This is a genomic window from Pseudoduganella sp. jia 12, from assembly GCF_055502675.1.
In genome coordinates, this window is sequence record NZ_JBUXKP010000002.1 from 400203 (window position 1) to 417863 (window position 17661).

General features: G+C 63.0%; 12 protein-coding genes and 1 tRNA gene. 5 read left to right on the top strand and 8 right to left on the bottom strand.

The features are described from left to right. The 4 genes from ACY65G_RS04810 to ACY65G_RS04825 form a co-directional block, all read right to left on the bottom strand. Complete coding sequence (locus ACY65G_RS04810) at positions 1 to 1368, bottom strand: hypothetical protein (protein WP_464996217.1); 1368 nt, start codon at positions 1366 to 1368, stop codon at positions 1 to 3. 133 nt (positions 1369 to 1501) lie between these two features. Next, positions 1502 to 3667 carry a penicillin acylase family protein gene (locus tag ACY65G_RS04815; RefSeq protein ID WP_464996218.1) on the bottom strand — a complete coding sequence of 722 codons (2166 nt, stop codon included), beginning with the start codon at positions 3665 to 3667 and terminating at the stop codon, positions 1502 to 1504. A gap of 51 nt (positions 3668 to 3718) precedes the next feature. Next, entirely contained in the window at positions 3719 to 4567 is an 849-nt protein-coding gene (locus ACY65G_RS04820; protein WP_464996219.1) for a hypothetical protein, read from the bottom strand. A gap of 164 nt (positions 4568 to 4731) precedes the next feature. Further along, entirely contained in the window at positions 4732 to 5214 is a 483-nt protein-coding gene (locus ACY65G_RS04825) for a glycoside hydrolase family 24 protein (protein ID WP_464996220.1), read from the bottom strand. Positions 5215 to 6264: 1050 nt separating this feature from the next. Here ACY65G_RS04825 and ACY65G_RS04830 point away from each other — a divergent pair. Beyond that, positions 6265 to 6837 carry a PEP-CTERM sorting domain-containing protein gene (locus ACY65G_RS04830; protein WP_464996221.1) on the top strand — a complete coding sequence of 191 codons (573 nt, stop codon included), beginning with the start codon at positions 6265 to 6267 and terminating at the stop codon, positions 6835 to 6837. A 1424-nt stretch (positions 6838 to 8261) separates the two neighbouring features. Here ACY65G_RS04830 and ACY65G_RS04835 read toward each other — a convergent pair. After that, positions 8262 to 8630: a hypothetical protein gene (locus ACY65G_RS04835; protein WP_464996222.1), complete on the bottom strand. Its 369-nt coding sequence runs from the start codon at positions 8628 to 8630 to the stop codon at positions 8262 to 8264. A gap of 207 nt (positions 8631 to 8837) precedes the next feature. On the opposite strand from ACY65G_RS04835, the gene ACY65G_RS04840 reads away from it, so the two are divergent. Further along, positions 8838 to 9599 carry a PEP-CTERM sorting domain-containing protein gene (locus tag ACY65G_RS04840; RefSeq protein WP_464996223.1) on the top strand — a complete coding sequence of 254 codons (762 nt, stop codon included), beginning with the start codon at positions 8838 to 8840 and terminating at the stop codon, positions 9597 to 9599. 22 nt (positions 9600 to 9621) lie between these two features. Here ACY65G_RS04840 and ACY65G_RS04845 read toward each other — a convergent pair whose 3' ends face one another. Then, the gene (locus ACY65G_RS04845; RefSeq protein WP_464996224.1) at positions 9622 to 10077 is read right to left on the bottom strand and encodes a hypothetical protein; all 456 of its coding nucleotides are present in this window, start codon (positions 10075 to 10077) and stop codon (positions 9622 to 9624) included. Positions 10078 to 10262: 185 nt separating this feature from the next. Between ACY65G_RS04845 and ACY65G_RS04850 the strand changes: the two genes are divergently transcribed. Then, positions 10263 to 11138: a tyrosine-type recombinase/integrase gene (locus ACY65G_RS04850; protein ID WP_464996225.1), complete on the top strand. Its 876-nt coding sequence runs from the start codon at positions 10263 to 10265 to the stop codon at positions 11136 to 11138. Positions 11139 to 11266: 128 nt separating this feature from the next. Here ACY65G_RS04850 and ACY65G_RS04855 read toward each other — a convergent pair. Continuing rightward, a tRNA-Leu gene (locus ACY65G_RS04855) sits at positions 11267 to 11353 on the bottom strand. Between the two features lie 614 nt (positions 11354 to 11967). On the opposite strand from ACY65G_RS04855, the gene ACY65G_RS04860 reads away from it, so the two are divergent. Together ACY65G_RS04860 and ACY65G_RS04865 are read left to right on the top strand one after the other, a co-directional pair. Continuing rightward, complete coding sequence (locus ACY65G_RS04860; RefSeq protein ID WP_464996226.1) at positions 11968 to 13191, top strand: caspase family protein; 1224 nt, start codon at positions 11968 to 11970, stop codon at positions 13189 to 13191. A gap of 29 nt (positions 13192 to 13220) precedes the next feature. Beyond that, positions 13221 to 14069 (top strand): outer membrane beta-barrel protein, encoded by an 849-nt coding sequence (locus ACY65G_RS04865; protein ID WP_464996227.1) that lies wholly within the window; start codon positions 13221 to 13223, stop codon positions 14067 to 14069. A 55-nt stretch (positions 14070 to 14124) separates the two neighbouring features. Here ACY65G_RS04865 and tssM read toward each other — a convergent pair whose 3' ends face one another. Then, a complete protein-coding gene (gene tssM / locus ACY65G_RS04870; RefSeq protein ID WP_464996228.1) occupies positions 14125 to 17652 on the bottom strand; it encodes a type VI secretion system membrane subunit TssM in 3528 nt (1175 codons plus the stop codon). Positions 17653 to 17661: the final 9 nt, after the last annotated feature.

A 17661-nucleotide genomic window follows, 5' to 3' on the forward strand; every position in this document is an offset into this window, starting at 1 on the left:
TCAGTCGCGCCGCCGCTTCGGCTCGTCGGTACGGAACAGGCGCTGGACGAAATTTTCCAGCGCCTGGAATACGCCCTCGACACCGAAGCCGGCGATGAAGGACAGTGCGGAACCGGACAGCGCCCACGCATCGAGCAGCCCCTTCGATTCGCCGGGCGCCGCGCCGGAAGGGTTGATGAACAGCCCGATGCACGCCCCGATCGTGCCGCCCAGCGCCAGCTGCAGCAGCGCCAGCGTGGAATCGCGCGGCGACAGCAGGCTTTCGCGCATGCGTTCCCACAGGCGCCGCACCACCGCGGCGCCCGCGCCCAGCATGCCATAGGCCAGCGGCAGGAACGACGTGCCCACCACGAGCGTGACGATGCGCGCCATCTCCTCGGTGCCGCGCCGGCGCACGTTCAACTCTTCCGGATCGGTAACCTGCGCCGGCTCGGGGAGATAGAACACCCCGTAGAATTTTCGCCACGGCGCGAGCCATTCGCGCAGGTTCAGCCGCACGGCGCGGCGCTCCTCGCGCAGGGCTTCGGCCCGGTCGCAGAACTGGTATTCCTCGGTAGTGCGGTAGCGCGGCTTGCCGTCCGGCCCCGCCAGCGCGCAGAAGCGCACCGGTTCCGGATCGCGTGCCAGCCTGCCCTTGGCCTCGGCCGCCATCAGCCGCGCGCGCTCGTCGGCCGCGTATTTCAGCTCGGCGGTGGAAATCTCGGCACGCAGCTCGGTCGTGCGCGTGCGCACCGCGTCGAGGTGCTCGAGGATCACGTTGCCCGCCGCCACATGCCACGACAGCGCGCAGGTGAGCGATAACGAACACAGGAGGAAGAGCACGAGCCACAGCATGCGGCGGTTGAACCTGATCGCCACGCCGATCAGGCCCGGATACGCATAGCGCGCCAGCGTGACGCGCGTGGGCTTGTCCCACAGCGGGCCGCCCTGCCCCCGCTGTACCGGCGCGGCCGCTGCTTCCTGCCCGTGCCGCCTGAAGGCATCGCGCAGCACGCGGCGCAGCGCGTTCATCTTCTTGCGCCGGTCTTCCTCGCCCACCACCAGGATCGTGAACGCCACCGACAACCCCGTCGCCGGGCGCGCCACGGCGTTCAGCATGTCCTTCGCGCGCATCAGGGCCACGGCCTGCCCCAGCCGCATCTCGGGGTCGGTGGCGGGCGTGAGCCCGATCTCGCAGATGGTGCGGATGATCAGCGCCGGGTCGGCGCCCGTGTCGTCGCGCAGGTCCTTGTCCCAGCGACCGGAGATATGGTCGAGCAGGAGGAAGACTTCATACAGCTCGCGCACGAAGATGAATTCTTCGAGGCGCAGCCTTTCGCCGTCGCCCGGCCCCTCGCCGGGTACGTGCTCGTCGTCGGTTGCGGCCATGGCATCCTCCACCGTGCTGGTGGATCGATTCTACGCCTGGCTTTCGCTTCAAAACCGGTGAAAAACCGGTGACAGACACCAGTTTTCTGGAAACATTCCAAAAGAACCGGTGTCTGTCACCGGTTTTGCTCTGTCACAGCCCCGGGTGGTACTGCCGCTCCAGGTTCTTCAGTACGTCTTCCTTGTAGAACAGCACATCCTTGAACTCGCCCCGCGCATACATGGCTGCCTGGTCGCTGAAATGCGGCGATGCCGGATCGCCGCTCTGCCCGCCGGCCAGGATGCTTTTCGCGCGGATCTTCGGACCGAACTCGACGGCGGCGACGAAACTGTTGCCCCGCTCGCCATAGATGCGTTTGGTGGTCTGCGGCGACGTCATGCCGTAGGCGGCCAGCGCGCCCCAGTTGCCGGAGGCATAAGGCACAGGGATACTCGGCTTGCTGTCATCGAATGGCTGCACGATGTCGCCCGTGAGGCGCTGGAAACGGTTGATCTCGCCCCACGGCGTACGCCACGTGCCGAACGCGCTTTCCAGCCGGCTCGAGGCGCGCGTCAGCGCCTCGAGCCGCTGTACCGGCGTAATGCGCTTCTCGACGTATTCCAGCACCGGCACGCCTGCGTCCTTCGCCGCCGGGCCGTAGGTCTTGACGAGATCCTGCAGCCAGTAGACGCCGAGCGACGTCGGCACGGACGTCAACGAATAGCGCATGTCCCAGCCGCGCAGTTCCGCGATCTGCCCTGCCAGCCCGGCCTTCTGCAACGCGCTGGCCGGCGTTTCGTCGTAGGCGCGCAGCAGCAAGGGCAGCAGCGGCTCGAACGCCGTCAGCTGGCTGTCGTACGCGGCCGCGATGAGCGACTCCAGCGTGAAGTCGGCCTTGTTTTCCAGCACGCGCACGGCATGGATGCCGCGGGCGTTTTCCGGATTCATCGACATGTAGGCCGGATAATCCTGCCGGCGCGGGCTGTATGGCCCGGCCGCCGAGTAGGGCCAGTTGTTCGTGTTCTGGATCCAGCCATTCTTCGGGTTGAACAGGTGGATGGTTTCCTCCACCGTGTGCAAGCCCTTCCAGTCGGTGGCCGGGTCGCTGCCGTCGACCGGTTTCGTGAAATCGAATCGCGGATCGCGCTTCGGCACGAAATTGCCGTGGAAATAGGCGATATTGCCGTCCGCATCCGCGTACACGGTATTGTTCGACGAATTGGTGCGCAACCCCATCGCCTTCCAGAACGCCTTGTAGTCACGCGCTTTCGTGCGCAGGTAGGACTGCTGCAGCGCCTTCAGCGGCTCGTTCATCAGCGCGACGGACACCCACTTGTCGCCCTCGCGCCGCACGACCGGCCCATGGTGCGTGAAATAGGCGGTGACCTTCTTCTCGGCCATTCCACCCGCCACCTTGAACGGCAACGCGATCTCGATTTCCTTCACGGGCCGCAGCTCGCCGCCATACCGGTACCAGTACTTGCCATCCTTCTTCACGACCGTTTCGAGGAACTCGTCGATCACGTCCCCACCGCCTGACGTATGCATCCACCCCAGCCGGTCGTTGAATCCCTGGTACACGAAGAACTGGCCCCACGTGACGGCGCCATACGCATTGAGCCCCGCCTCGCTGACGACATGGATCTCGGGCCGGAAATAGAAGGACGTGTGCGGGTTGATCATCAGCAGCGCATTGCCGCTCCTGCTGATCTTCGGCGCGATGGCGAAACCGTTCGAGCCGCCCGGCTCCTTGTCGAGGTGTTTGTCTGCACGCGCCTGGGCAAGCGCGGGAATATCCTCGTAGAACATCCTGAGCGACTTGACGTCCACTTCCTCGATATCGCCGCCGATGCTGCCTTCCGAAAAAGCGAGTGCCATCCACGGCTCGAAGCGCGCGATCAAGGCGGGGCGCACCTGCGGATGCGTGTGCAGGTACCAGTTCAGGCCATCGGCCCACGCATCCATCAAGGATTTCAGCCACGCCGGGCTCGCCTTGTACTGCGCCTGCAGGTCGGCCGGCCGGATGAAAAGCTTCATCCGCAAGTCGTCGTACAGCGCCTTTTCACCGTCCACCTCGGCCGCGCGGCCCAGCGCGGTGATGAAATTGCGTTCCACGCGCCGGAAGTCGTCTTCCGCCTGCGCATACAGCATGCCGAACACCGCATCCGCATCCGTCTTGCCATACACATGCGGAATGCCCCATTTGTCGCGCAGGATCGTCACGCGCTTGGCCTGCGCCTGCAGGCGCAGCACCTCGGCGGGATCGAGCTTCGCGGCTTGCTGGCCGGCCGGAGCCGCCAGTACGGTAGCAGGGATCAAACATGCAAGTACGGCGGCGGTTCTCGGCATAGCGGGCCTTTGGTTGGTTGGTTACGACGCGTCGACCAATTGATCGATGCGCTCGCGCAGCTCGGCGTTTTCCGCCCGCAGCGCCGCATTCTTCGCCTTCAGCTCGGCGACTTCGGCGCGCAGGTGTTCCACTTCCGTCAGCGGCTGGTCGGGCTGCGACGGCGTTTCGCCGCCATCCTCCCACGGCGCCGGCTTGGCCGGCTTCACGGGGCGCGAGGCCGCGCGCTGCTCGCGCACTTCCTTCGCGGCCTGCTGCAGCGACTTCTTGCCGCCGGCCACCGCGTTCACCTGCTCTTCCGCCGGCAGGGTTGCAACGGTGGCGGCGGCGTTGATCGAAATCGTGCCCGTCCGGACAGCTTCCACGAGTTCCGGCGTGGCCGTCTTCTGGATCTTCTCGATCTGCGAGATCGTGTTGCTGGACAGGCGCGCGGCGCGGGCGATGTCTTCGCGCGACGTGCGCACCTTGGGCGCCACCGGCTCGGCATCGGAATCGGGCGGCGCGATCGCCGCGTCTTCCGCCTTGATGCGTGCCGCGTCGGCTTCGATACGTTGCGCCAGGATGTCCTTCTTGCGCAGCGCGAGCACGCCGCGCTGGAAATCGGACACGCTGCGGCGACCCAGGTGGTTGTCGATCATCCACAGCATCACGTCTTCCATGCTCTGGAAACGCTCGTTCTGCACGACCTTGAATGGAATGCCGTGCTGCTGGCAGATGGCATAGCGGTTATGACCGTCGACAAGCACGTCGCCCCACAGCACGAGGGCATCGCGGCACCCTTCGGCCAGCAGGCTGCGCTCGAGCGCCTCGTGCTCGGCCTCGGTCAGCGGCTCGATGTACGCGCGCAGCATGTCATTGATCTGGATTTGCATGATTGGTGTTCCTTGAAAAAGCAAGCGGCACGCGCGAGGCGTGCCGTCCAGCATGCTACACCAATTGAAAGGCATTGCGGAAGCCCTGGAGATTACGGCACCAGGCCGAGGCGGGATATTGCTGGAAAGTAGGAAAGTCCATTTCACTGTGACCGCCTGCATGGTCATGCCACCGTGCCGCCGTGGCTGCGGTACACGTCGACGAGGAAGCTGAGCTTGCGCTCGTTCTGGTCATATCGGGCACCGGGCAGGCTGGACCAGCGCAACTTGCACGCGTGAATCGCCTCATCGATGCGGCCGGCCTCGATCAACGACAGCGCCTCGCACTCCCGGATCAGCTGCACGGCGATTGCATCCTGGCTTGCCTTGCCGAAATCGGGTAACGCGAGCTGCTCCTTGTAATGATCGAAGATCCGTTCGAGGATCTGATAACGGCCAGCCGCCGTGCTGACAAAGATATCCTTGCGCTTGTTCATGAACGGCACGCCGCGGCGAGGATGGTCCGCATACGAGCTGAACAAATAAGGGTTTTTCGCCGTGCTGCCCACGATGACGTTGTAGCCGTCGTCGGATACCGACAGCAGCGCCGGGCCGATCTCGGAAATGGCGAGCATGTCCAGGAAAGCACGAAGATTATTGGAATGCATGGCGGCATACCCCATAAACAGCCGGCAGCAGCGCCGGTAGAAAGCTCACTAGCGGATGCGGGCGCCTGCACGCGGCAACGCCCGGCACGGACAGCGACAGCGACAGCGCCCCAGGCGGTACCAGCGCACCATGAACTTTTCAGCGTCGGTCATGAAGGTCAGGCGCCAGATCGTCGGAGCCGGCAGCGCGGTGCATCGGACGATCTGCAGGGTGAATAACGTTGCCATGACTCACCCCTTCGGCCACGGGAAGCGCAGCTTGCCGGATGCTCTCGACTCCAGTTTCCTGGATCACGGGGATTTGCGGCACGCAAATGGTCGCCACGAGAATGGCGCCGGCCATCGACAAGGCCTTCTGCCAAAGACGTTCAAATGCAAGGAAAATATACCCAGCAAGCACGGTCGCCTTGGCAGCGAGAAGGAAAATTAGCCAATGGCAATAGCCGCTCTTGGCCTATTTACACGTATAACTGGAAATCGTTCGACCGACGATAAATTGAGCATCAAGAAGAAGTGGAAAGACTTTATTGGTAACCGACCTGAATAAAATGTCTCCTAACGGTTCAGAACAGTGTCATGACGATAACAGCGTCAAGTTATTCCCGTTATTAACTGCTCGGCATTCCTGTATCGTTCGGTGAAGCGGTTGAATTACTGCACGATCCACGCTTCCGTTGCAGGGAAGCCGACAGCATCCGCAGCCATTTCTGACAGTGCATTGGCGCTTAGAGAGTCAAAGTCGCTGGCTGCACGCCTGAGAAGGGAGTCTTGGCCCCTCGATCAATGACTTGAACAGCCGGGCGAGGACTCGATGCGGGACGCGTCACGCGGAATCCGGCTGGAGCCGGATTATTCCCTATAGGAACCCTGTCTGCGGGTCCGGCATGATAAATCCACTGCGATGCGCCATGAAAGCTGTTTATGGTTCAGTGCAGTTATCCAGGAAAATTCGCACGGACCAGATGCATAGGCATGGCTCAGGACTATCGTATTTCGGCGTGGCTTTACTCCCGATGTACCGGTTCGTGCCATTCAACAATTGGAGGACCTATGTTCAAGCGACTTTCGATAGCTGGACTACTGGCTGGATGTGCTATCACGGCGCAAGCTGCTGAAACCGAATATATGTTTCGGTGGACTGGTTTTGCAGAGCTCTCTCCAATGGAGGAACTCATTGCATGGTATCCGACTATTACATACAGCGGCTCCTTCCTCGGTGAAGACATTGATAGCGATAACGTGATCAGGCTGGACGAGATCTCAAGTTTACGCATGACTGACCATATTCCCGACTTTGTCGTCGGCTGCCCTGCAGCCGGCCCCAGTGTCGCCGGCGCCACCGATTGCACTTTATCCAACTTTACCTACGAGCTTGGCGGCGACCTGGTTTTCAGCGCTACCTATCAGATCTCGGACCGTGGAGACCCGTACCATTGGTTTGGGTTTTCGCCGCCGTATGGCATGTCATGGCAGCCTGCTCACCATGGTGATGGCTTTGAGTACCGCATAACGGACGATACGATCTTTCAAATAGGTGCGGTACCTGAACCCTCTTCCTGGACAGTGCTGCTCGGTGGCCTCTGCGTAGTGATTGCAGCCATACGCAGGCGAAGGTCGGCCTAGGGAACCGCTGATTTATTCATGGCCGCGATCTTAGCCCATGAGAAAACGCGCCCAGCTGCGCCACAAATGCCCCGTCATATCGGCGGCCGCCCCCCCCAGTATGACGGGGCATTTGCGTCTTGCTGGACACGTTTTTCAAGACTAATCTCATCCACCAGCAATAAATCAGCGCTTCCCTAGCGCGCTCCGTGCCGGGCCATCTGGAACTCGTAGGCATGCACCAGGCGGCAATCGACCGCTGCGCGCCGCGTGCCGCCGCGCGCGATCGGCGGTGTGCTGGATGCCGAGGGCATGCACCGGCCGTCAGCCTGAGACTGGATCAGCCGCCGTCAATGCCGGTCCAGCCACGCCTGCTCGACGTGTACCGTCTGCTCGTTCTCCAGCGCGACCTCGTATTACGCTGAGCATGAAGCCCCGGTGGTCCGTCAACTCGATCGTTGCACTGAACAAGGCCTGCAGATCGAGCCGATAGCGACGGCGCCTGGCCGCGTCACTTCGGCCATGTGCGAGGCACCGCCGCGCTTCGGTGATGGGGCTGGTCGTGCCCATGAGCAGGCGGCGCTGAAGCGGGGCCACGCCATTGGACTCGTCTCCGGTGCTGCGCTGGCCATCGCGGCGCAGCAGGATCACCGCGACCGGGAAGCAGGGCGTGGACAGATCGGCTGCGACCAGGCGGCCCCAATAACGATGACAGATCGACCACCTTTTCAATATTCGGCGCTTTTATCACCAAGCAATTAATGTTAAAGAATAGAATCCCGCAGCCTTTCGAGACGGGCTTCAATGCGCTCCGGGGCTATCTGCCCGGGTAAGCTATATGGACTTGCGGGCGGCTGCCAACGGAACCGCTTGGCAATTCGAATTGCAGCGCTGGATTCTCTTCCAATGAAGCTTAGCCAAGGAAATTCATACACTGTTTGGATCTTTCAGCATCAACGAAAGATGTGTATGCGAGGCTACTTATCCCGTGCCAACCGCTCTGCGCAGGCCAACGGAAGGTCGGAGATTTCGTCGGCGGTCAGCATGGAGTTCGGCGCCCGCCGCGCCAATTGCTCCGTGAGCGGGCATTAAGGGATTCAAGGAGGACGGCCGCGACATCTGCATCTCAGATGAGGTTTGCGACGCCATGTATGACGTGGCCGAGCAGTCGCTGAAAGATACGCTCGACGCGATGAGCGCGGCGATATAATTCGAACGCCAGCGAGAGCCGGCATTTAACATTATTACTGCACTGCTGGAGAATTGCGGAACCAGGCTAAAGCGCTGCGATATTAAGCAATACGCCTGAAGCCCGCATATAGACTGGTGCTCCGGGCTGGAATTCTATCCCTAATATAATCAGGGTGTTTCGGAGGGGATTCGTGAAAAGTTCGGGATGCGATGGAAGAATTGCTGAGCCAGTTCTTCGGCATTTGAGCAGTATATCATCGTGCCTGCCGCCTCCCGCAGACGCCGGCCCTCAGCCTGCGACCGGGTCGACCGCCGTCAGCGGCCGCACCAGCCACACCTGCTCGACGTGCATCGGCACGCCGCTCTGCAACTGGATTGTAGCCGCTCAGCACGAAGCCGCGCGCGTCGGCTTTCTCGATCGTCGGATTGAACAGCGGCTTGCAGACGGAGCCCGTGGCCACGCTGCCCGGGCGGATCACCTCGGCCATGTGCGAGGCGCCGCCGCCACTTCGGTGACGCTGAGTCGGGCCCAGGACGAGGTAACCCTGGAATGGCACCGCGGCCTTGAACTCGTCGCCGGTGATGCGCTGGCCGTCGCGGCGCAGCAGGATGACCGAGACCAAGAGACCCGGCGTGCGCTAGGTGTGTGGCGAACTGGCCATGGGATTGCTTGTGCAGCTCATCGACGTTTCTAGAATACTGTATGCACATCCAGTGTAGGACTGACTTCTCGACCGATGAATGTGAAATTTTCATAGAATTTCTACAAACACTTTATGCTATAATGGCAATATAAATTTCCCAAAAGCTTCCATATTGCATAAGAAACAATGAAAAATTATATTCTTCCACTCACGTTGTTTGCATCTCTACTGGCTGGCACGAGCGCACAAGCAGCGAAACGGGTTGATACAGAAGGGTTCAGTCTTATTCTAGATCACGTGCTCGGCTACAGAAATTATCCTCGAGTCGACATGCAAATACTGTCGAGTAATAGTCAAACGGTGGAGATTTCCTTGAATGGCTTTGGGCCCGTGGGCGCGAGTACGTTGCCGGGGTTCTTTAACTCAGACTCTATAGAGGCTGGATTTTCTGGCTATGTCAATTCCGGATATCGCATTAATTCTATTACTATGCGCGCAACATTTCAGGGCATGTCATATACGCAGACAGAACCCAATGCAGACTGGGCGAACTGCAATGATTGCGATAGACAGTATGTAATCCCTGGCTCCGCAAGCGCAACTGGCGGAGTATCAGGAACTGTAAGCAAAGATTCGAATCGCTCGCATGACTTTCTCTCAGTGACCTTTGATGGACCTAACCGCACTGTGTTCGGCGCAACAACATATGATCAGGCATTAGTAGGGGAATTTGACCTTTTTTACCAAGCTGGGGTAAGTGCTAAAGCCGAACGAGGTTATGCACGCTATGGCAGTTCGCTATATATCCTACCGGCATACAGTGAAGTCGGCATCAGCGATTTCGTGATGACAGTGGAAGTTTCGGCAATCCCTGAACCAAGCACTTATGCCATGCTGATCGGCGGCCTTGCTGTCCTAGCATTTGCGGTGCGCAAACGGAAGGCATAGGCCTGTCCTTGGCCTGCTAAATCTATTTAGCCCCATTGTTCATCGCCCGGCTCGTCAAAGCGCTCTTCGAGCCGCTCGTATTTCCGCACGAGTCGACCAGTGTCTGCGGCGAGGCCGAGAATGTCAGCAGCCACCGTTGGCACAATTGCTTCTCCAGACCCGTCAGGCGCAGGTCCGTCGGTAGCGGGTCGATCTGCGGGTGTGGCGGTGGCGCGTATGGTGTTGATTGCGATGCGCAGGCTGTCATCGCCAGCGCGCACACGGCGCTGAGCAGCGGCGAGAGTTTCGGCATGCTGGCATCCGTCTGTTGGTCGGCCGCGTCGCGTGCGGCAATCTTGGCGCGCAGGTTGCGCTCGGTGGTCAGTGCGGCGGCTGCGTCGGCGGCGCGCTGCCTCTCGCCGGCTGCGACGGCGACGGCATAGCCGGCATCGTGCGCGGCCGACACCTCGTGCCGGTGCCACAAGTAGGCGCCCAGCACGGGCAACGCGCAGGCGAAAAACTTACTACCTGCTCGACACGGGCGGGAAACCACGCAAGGAGATTCCGCTCGGCACCGACTACATTCTGGCCGTACAGCGCAGGGCCGAGCTGACGAACAGCCAACGGCCGATCGGCGCCCTGGTCACATTCAAGGTTGCTGCCGATCGGTACGTCATCGAGGTGTTGCCTTCGAAAGCGCGCCGCACGCAAGCCGACAACGTAGCAGAGCTGAAGCAACTGCTGCAGTTCTTCAACGATCCACCCGTCGCCTTGGATGAGATCGAGCCGAAGCATATCCGTCTGTATCAGGATTGGCGCGTCAAATCGTCCGTGCGGGCCGCGCATGCAAAGAACGTGCTGCGCGTGAAGGTCGGGAGGCCGGTCGTCAAGGTCACTGGCAAGGAGGGTGCCGTACGGGCCAACCGCGAGAAAGCGCTGTTCTCGCACATCTGGAATTTCGCTCGAGTCGTCGGCCTGACAAACAAGGCGAACCCCTGCGCTGGCGTGAAGGGCTTCAAGGAAACCGGCCGCGACGTGTATGTCACGGATCAGGTTTACGAGGCCGTGTATAGCGTTGCTGAGGAGCCGCTACGCGATGCGATCGATCTGGCGTACCTGACTGCCCAGCGACCGGCGGACGTGCTGAAGATCAGCAAGCGCGATGCCCGGGAGGGCGAGCTGGGTATCCAGCAAAACAAGACGCGCAAGAGGCTCAGGGTGGCGATAACCGGCGAGCTAGCGTCGGTGGTTGCCCGGTGCATCGAGCGCAGCCCTATGAGCATGAAGCTCATCAACAACAAAACCGGATTGCCGCTGACACGGAACGAGCTGCGCGGGGCATTCGACAGGGCGCGCGTGGCGGCAGCCGAGCGGTATCCGGAGATCGCCAAGGAGATCGCGCAGTACCAATTCCGCGACTTGCGCGCAAAGGCCGGCACAGACACCAATGAAACGCTCGGCGGCGGCGCAGCGAAAGACCAGTTGGGGCACGCGAGCGAGCGCCAGACCGACCACTACATACGCCACCGGCGCGGCAAGCTGGTTCCGCCAACGAGGTAATCTCCTCGACACAATTAACGCTGCACAAAGAACAGGCATTTAACATTATTGCGGAAAAGAGTCTGGATTGCGGAAAAGTCGGACGGCTAAGTTGAAGTGTTCACTTGCCCGCAAACCCGCATGAATGCTGGTGCCCCGGGCCGGAATCGAACCGGCACGCCCTTGCAGGCAACGGATTTTAAGTCCGGTGTGTCTACCAATTTCACCACCGGGGCACAGAGCCCGGCATTATGACATGCCTGCACGCCAACTTCCAGAGCAAGCAGGGTACATTGTTCTTCTCCGCTGAATATTGCCTCGACGCTGCCTCGCACTTCCGCCATGGCACAGGAAAGTTCACCTGACCCGGCCCATGCTGTCGGCCTTGGCGCTGGTCCGGTCCTCCAATACCGCGGCGCGCTTCGTCATTGTTGCGCAGCTTGCCCATTCGACGCATCGGACTCGCCAGCAAGCCATGGATCATTGGTAACCCTACGGCCCGAGCATCGCATCGCAGGAACGCTTTTCGGCCCGCGATTGACAACCGATCGCCTTGCAGCCGCTCGATACATGCAGATGTCCTGCTCCGATTTCGCGGCACTCGTACGGTCCCGGCCGCATGTACTCGGGTATAAGAATGACCCATCGCGGATGCGTCGAATAGCCAGGACAGCCGTCACGTCGGGCATCCCCAACAGCATGCGTCAAGATGGATTTACCCCGAAAATTCGCGCCGACCGGGGCGTCCCTTCCCCGCAACGCAGCACGCAGATCCTTCTATATTTATAAGTACCGGAAGCGTATGCTCACCCCATAAGCCTCAAGCAAGCGTCAACCAGGGGAGCATGGCATGGCCGTGTTTTTGCGAGCGTTGTCGGCGTTCATGATTGCATGCGCATTGCATTGCCCCGCCATTGCCCAGCCAGCCAATGCACCTCATGGCGAACTGCGCAAGCTCGCCCTTGTCATCGGCAACGCCACCTACAAGGGCGCCATCCCCCTCGACAACGCCGCGAACGATGCGAACGACATCTGCGCCGCCCTGCGCGCCATGAACTTCGAGGTCATCTGCAAAGTCAACGTCGCCAACAAGCGCGAATTCAAGGACGCCATCTACGAATTCACCGGCAAGATCAACGCGCAAACCGTCGCGCTGTTTTTCTACGCTGGCCACGGCCTGCAAATGGACGGGATCAACTACCTGCTCCCCACCGGTGCCACGTTGCGGACCAAGAGCGATATCGAAGACGAGACCGTCCAGGTCAACTACCTGATGCTGGAAATGGAAGGCCGCCGCGCGGCACTGAACATCTTCCTGATGGATGCCTGCCGCAATAATCCGCTGGTCAGTCCCATTCGCGGCTATGTCCCGCAGACCGGGCTGGCTTCGCAGCTCTACATGCCCAACAACAGCATTCTTGCCATGTCCACGGGCCCGGGCCAGGAGGCGCTCGACGGCGTCGGCAGGAACGGCACCTTCACGAAGAATTTGCTGAAGTACCTGCCGACACCCCGCCAGACCATCGAGGAAATGCTGAAGAACGTCAGCCGCGGCACGAGCGAGGAAGCCAGGCGCCTCGGCTACAAGCAACAGCCGCAGATCACCACATCATATTCCGAGCGCTATTGCTTCACGGGCTGCAACGACCAGGCGGCGAACAAGGCAATGCTCAGCTCGAAAGCGCAGGAGCTCGACTCGCTGCAGCAAATGATCGCCACGTCCAAGGCGAAGCAGGCGGAGCTCGACGAACAGCGCAACGCATTGCTGAAGGCGCAAAGTGAGCTGGACAAACTCCGCGACAACGTGGAGACGAAGCAGACCAGCGCCAGTGCGCGCAAGAAAGCGGAAGCGGATGCGATCAACGCCGATATCGAGCTGGCCAAGGCCAAAGGCGAAGAACTCGACGCCATCAAGAAAGCGCTGCTGAAGAAGCAGGAAGAGCTGAACCAGCTGCGCAAGGCGCTCGGCACGCAGCAGGCCAGTGCGCAACCCGCCCCCAACGAAGTACTGACCAGGAAAATAGAACCGCCGCCACCACCCAAGCGGCCGATCACCATCGTGCCGTCCTTCTGAATCGCCTCACTACACCTGGAGCCCTGAACATGACCAAGACAACCGTCGTATTCCTTGCAACGCTCGCTGGTTTCGCTCAGTCCACCACGGCGCTGGCCCAGGAAAGTACCGAGTCCCGGGCCAGCTACACGGTGGGGCTACGGGTGTGGAATGCGGCGTGGTCGACAGGCTTGCCGACCGCCTATGCAGTGGTGACGCCGGGTGGCGCCCCCGCCATCGCCGAGTCGCTGGACAATGTGCAGGGCAAGCGTCGCACCGAGGCGTTTCCCAGTGTCGCCATGCGCAAGGACAAGTTTTTGGCCTCGGCGAGCTATGCCAGGTTTTCCACGGACTTTTATGCCGCCGACACGTCCGTCATCGGGCCGAATGGCATGAACGTGAAAACGTCGCGCACCGACCATCTCGACCGCAAGGAGAGCGACATTACGGCCGGGTATTTCATCACCCCGAATGTCGCGCTGAGCCTGGGATTCAAGTATGCGAGGGAAGACCGCACCTCCGCCATAGCGTTGGGTGGGGGGCCCCAGCCCGTCGTCGACAACACCGCCAGGGCATTGCTGCTGGGCGCAGCGGCGGCTTTCCCGATCCAGCAAAATCTGCTGTTCACGGGCCAGATCGCCTACGGACCGGCCAGGATCAAGACGAATTACGCCGATCCGGCGCTGCGTGACGATACGAACAGCGCGCGCTACCTGATCAGCGAGATCGGCGTCGCCTATGGACTGGGGATCAAGAGCGCCTACTTTCGCAGCGCCAGTATCGGGCTGGCCTACAGGACCCAGCTGGTGAAGACCAAGAGCCCAGGTCCGGCGTCGGGCGGCCGCACGTATCGCGACGAACGGGACGGCCTGATCGCAACGCTGAACTTCACGATCTGAGCTTGCGAACCGGCGGGCGGTTGCTGCCTCGATGGCGCCAGCAACCGCCCGTGCATCACAACCCTTCCATGCACCTGAACTGCTCCAGCACCCCGCGCCGGAACGGATTGACCACGCTGCTCGCCGTCATCTCGAACACCGCCTTCCTGCCCTCCACGTCGAACGTCACCCGATACCGCTCGCTCTGCGGGCTCGCCTCGAGGGTGCCGGCATCGAGCATCCGCAACCACGCCCACGGCCCCTCCTTGCGCAGGGCGCCATGCGCGGCGGGCGGCACGGCTTCCAGTTGCACCACGCCACTGCCCTTCCCGCTCGGCACCTGGAATGTCGCGGCGCCCATGGCGCCGGCCGCCACGGCGAGCTGCTGCCCGTCGATATCGAGGGTGAGTTTCGTGATGCCCGGGTCCAGCGACACGGGCCGCAGCGCGAAGCGCATCGAGGCGAGCTGGCCGCCGCTGCCGAACCACGCGTCGCGGATGCGGGCAGCGCGCTGGAATTCGTCGAGCGTGCCCTGTGAGATGCCCAGCGCCGCATTGCCCGCGGTGGGGCGCCAGCGCCACTGGCTGCCGCTCATGTCCACGTACTGCGCCAGGTTCTTCTGGAAGAAATCGTCGATCATGCCGCCCGGCGCGAACAGCTTGCCGAAGTCCTCGGCGGGAATGTCGGCCGCCGCGCCCCGCCTGATCGGGTAGCGGCCCGCCACGGCCTGCCGGCAGAACGTGGCCGGGCCGGCGCGCCACAGCGCGTTCAGCCGTTCGCGTTCGCTGCCCGAGGCCAGCCCCGCGCCGCTGCTGTCGAGCGCCTTCAGCATGCCGGCAAGGGGCTCCGGCTTGCCGTCCGCTTCCAGGCGCACGCGCGCCAGCGCGTCGGCAGGCGGCGGTGGCGCGCCGGTGCGCCTGGCCGATGCGGCGGCATCCAGGTAAACGGCGACATCCTTCAGCATCGCCAGCGTCGCATCCAGCGGTGGCGGCGTGCCGGCGGTCAGCTTGTGCAGCGCATCGAAATGTTCGTCGACAGGGTGCATGGCCGGCGCACCGGCGGGCGCGGCCGGCGTGCCGAGCGCGCCTTGCAGGCGCTTCGTGTAGGTGCCCAGCTTGCGCATCACGCCCGCGGCGACGGCGGGCGGCACGGCCGGTTTGTCCGCGCCGCCCAGCGTGGTTTCGCGGCTGGCCGCCAGCAGGAACTTGCGCAGCGGCGAGTCGGTGCCGCCCAGCAGGTTCGTTACCCGCGCGCCCTGCTCCATCGTGCTGAACGGCCGCACCGCCACGTCGGCCAGCAAGGCGTCCCACTGCGCGATGTAGTCATCGTAATACAGGCGCAGCACGGCCTGCTGCATGGCGGCGGGATCGCCGCCGGCCGCTTCCTGACGCGCCAGCACCCAGCGCTCGGCGGCCACGTCGGACAGGGCTTCCTTGCTCGCTTCAAGGAAGCGCGCGTGGCCCGCCACGGTGAACATGCCGTTGATACCCCGCGTGATCGGTTCGCCGCTGCGCCGCGCCAGCACGGACGCCGCTTGCGGGCCGCCCGCGCTGACGGCCGAGAATTCCGGCAGGCCGCTCGCCGACACCTGCCGTTTCAGGCTCGCATAGACGCGCTGCTCCAGCGGCATCTGCGCCAGCGCCAGGCGCGTGGCGCCCACCAGGTCGCCATCGAGTTGCGGCAGCGCCTGTCCTTCCTTCAGGTTGTCGAGCAGCGCTTCCTGGTGCGCCGCGAGCGAGCGCAGCCCATCCTCGCCCAGGGCGGCCTGGGCCTGCGGGTTGTCCCAGGCGAGCCAGCTGGCCACCGAACCGGTATCGAAGCGGGCGGGATCGCCGAGCATCAGGTAGACCCTGAGTGTTTCATACAGCGTGTCGGCGTCGCCCGCGTTGCCGCGCCGCAGCCGCTCCTCCATCCGCTGCTGCACGCGGGGCAGCAGGGTTTCCTGCAGCAGGCGGCGGTAGGCGATGCGGGCGGCCTCGCCCAGCTTGTCGCCCTGGTACAGGCCGAAGCGCATCGACCAGGGTGGCGACTGCCCGCGCTCCGCATAACCGCCGGGCAGCGCGCGCGCCGCGTCCAGCAGCGGCAGGAATGGTCCCCCGGCCGCCACGCGCTTCGCCAGGTCGGCCGTGCGGGCCGCCATCTCCCTGATATACGCGCCGTTGCGCAGGTAGCTGCCGAACATGCCGGCAGCCGTGAGCACGAACAGCAGTACCGCGGCGCCGAGCGCTCCCCATTGCAGCCAGCGGCGGCGGCGCTCCAGCGCATGGTTGACGCCGGCCATTTCTGCTTCCGGGAACATCACGTCGCGCAGCACCCGCGTGAGGAAGTAACTGCGGCCTTCCAGCCCTTCCGGGCCGCCCGCACCGTGCGGCGCCAGCACCTGGCGATCGACGCCGAACGAGGCGGCCAAGGCGCTCATCACCCGGTCCAGCGGCGTGCCCTCCTGCGTGCCGCTGCTGAAGTACACGCCGCGCAGCAGCGCGCCAGGTTCGAAGCGGTTCGGTTCGAACACATCTTTCAGGAAGGCACCGAGTTCGTCGCGAATGCCGGCGAACTGCTGGGGAAAGCGGTAGATCAGCGCGCGGCGCTCGGGGTCGCGCTCCTGCTGCATGCGCGCCAGCACGCGCCCCTGCAGGCGCTGTTCGAGCAGGTCGAATTCGGCCGAAAATGTTGCCAGTGAGGCCGCCACCGCCGCATCGGGCTTGCCCGCTTCGGGCGGGAATGTAAGGCCCCAGACCTGGCCGCGCTCCTCCCGGCTCAGCGTGTCGAAGAATTCCACGAAACCGGCCAGCAGGTCGCACTTGGTCACCAGCACATAGACGGGAAAGCGCAGGCCCAGCTGCTCGTGCAGCTCTTTCAGGCGCGCCCGCAGCGCGGCCACGTGCGCGGCCCGCCCGCCTTCGTCGCGGCGCAGCAGGTCGGTCACCGAGAGCGCCAGGATCACGCCGTTGATCGGGCGCCGGCGGCGGTGGCGCCGCAGCAGTTGCAGGAAGCCGGCCCAGGCGGCACTGTCGGCCTGTGCATTGCTGTCCTGCGTGGTGTAGCGGCCGGCCGTGTCGAGCAGCACCGCGTCGTCGGTGAACCACCAGTCGCAGTAGCGGGTGCCGCCGATGCCGCCGATCGCGCCCTTGCCCATGGCGCCGGCCAGCGGGAATTTCAGGCCGGAGCGCGTGAGCGCGGTGGTCTTGCCCGTGCCGGGCGCGCCGATGATCATGTACCACGGCAGCTGGTACAGGCCGCCGCGGCCGCCCGTTTTCGACTTGCGCAGGATCGCCAGCGATTCGCGCATGCGGGTCGTGAGCTCGGCCAGTTCGGCCTGCGTTTCCGGCGATTCCTGTGGAGCCCCGGCCTTGTGCTGTGCCGCCAGGCTTTCCATCAGCCGCAGGTTGGCCAGCTTCACGGCCAGCATCCTGCCGCCGAACCAGAGCGCCCACAGGAGCAGCAGCGCAAGGATCCAGTACCAGCGCACCCGCTCCGACGCGAACGGCGCATGGCCGTCGAAGGACAGCAGCGGCGCCTCGAACCAGATCACCAGGGCCAGCAACAGCACGCCCAGCAGCGCCAGCACGGGCGGCTTGACGAGCCAGCGGAACAGCTTTTTCATGGCATCCTC

Coding starts and splice junctions, on each gene's coding strand:
- tssM (WP_464996228.1), bottom strand. CDS start 17,652: ATGAAAAAGCTGTTCCGCTGGCTCGTCAAGCCGCCCGTGCTGGCGCTG.
- ACY65G_RS04840 (WP_464996223.1), top strand. CDS start 8,838: ATGAAAAATTATATTCTTCCACTCACGTTGTTTGCATCTCTACTGGCT.
- ACY65G_RS04810 (WP_464996217.1), bottom strand. CDS start 1,368: ATGGCCGCAACCGACGACGAGCACGTACCCGGCGAGGGGCCGGGCGAC.
- ACY65G_RS04825 (WP_464996220.1), bottom strand. CDS start 5,214: ATGCATTCCAATAATCTTCGTGCTTTCCTGGACATGCTCGCCATTTCC.
- ACY65G_RS04830 (WP_464996221.1), top strand. CDS start 6,265: ATGTTCAAGCGACTTTCGATAGCTGGACTACTGGCTGGATGTGCTATC.
- ACY65G_RS04865 (WP_464996227.1), top strand. CDS start 13,221: ATGACCAAGACAACCGTCGTATTCCTTGCAACGCTCGCTGGTTTCGCT.
- ACY65G_RS04860 (WP_464996226.1), top strand. CDS start 11,968: ATGGCCGTGTTTTTGCGAGCGTTGTCGGCGTTCATGATTGCATGCGCA.
- ACY65G_RS04820 (WP_464996219.1), bottom strand. CDS start 4,567: ATGCAAATCCAGATCAATGACATGCTGCGCGCGTACATCGAGCCGCTG.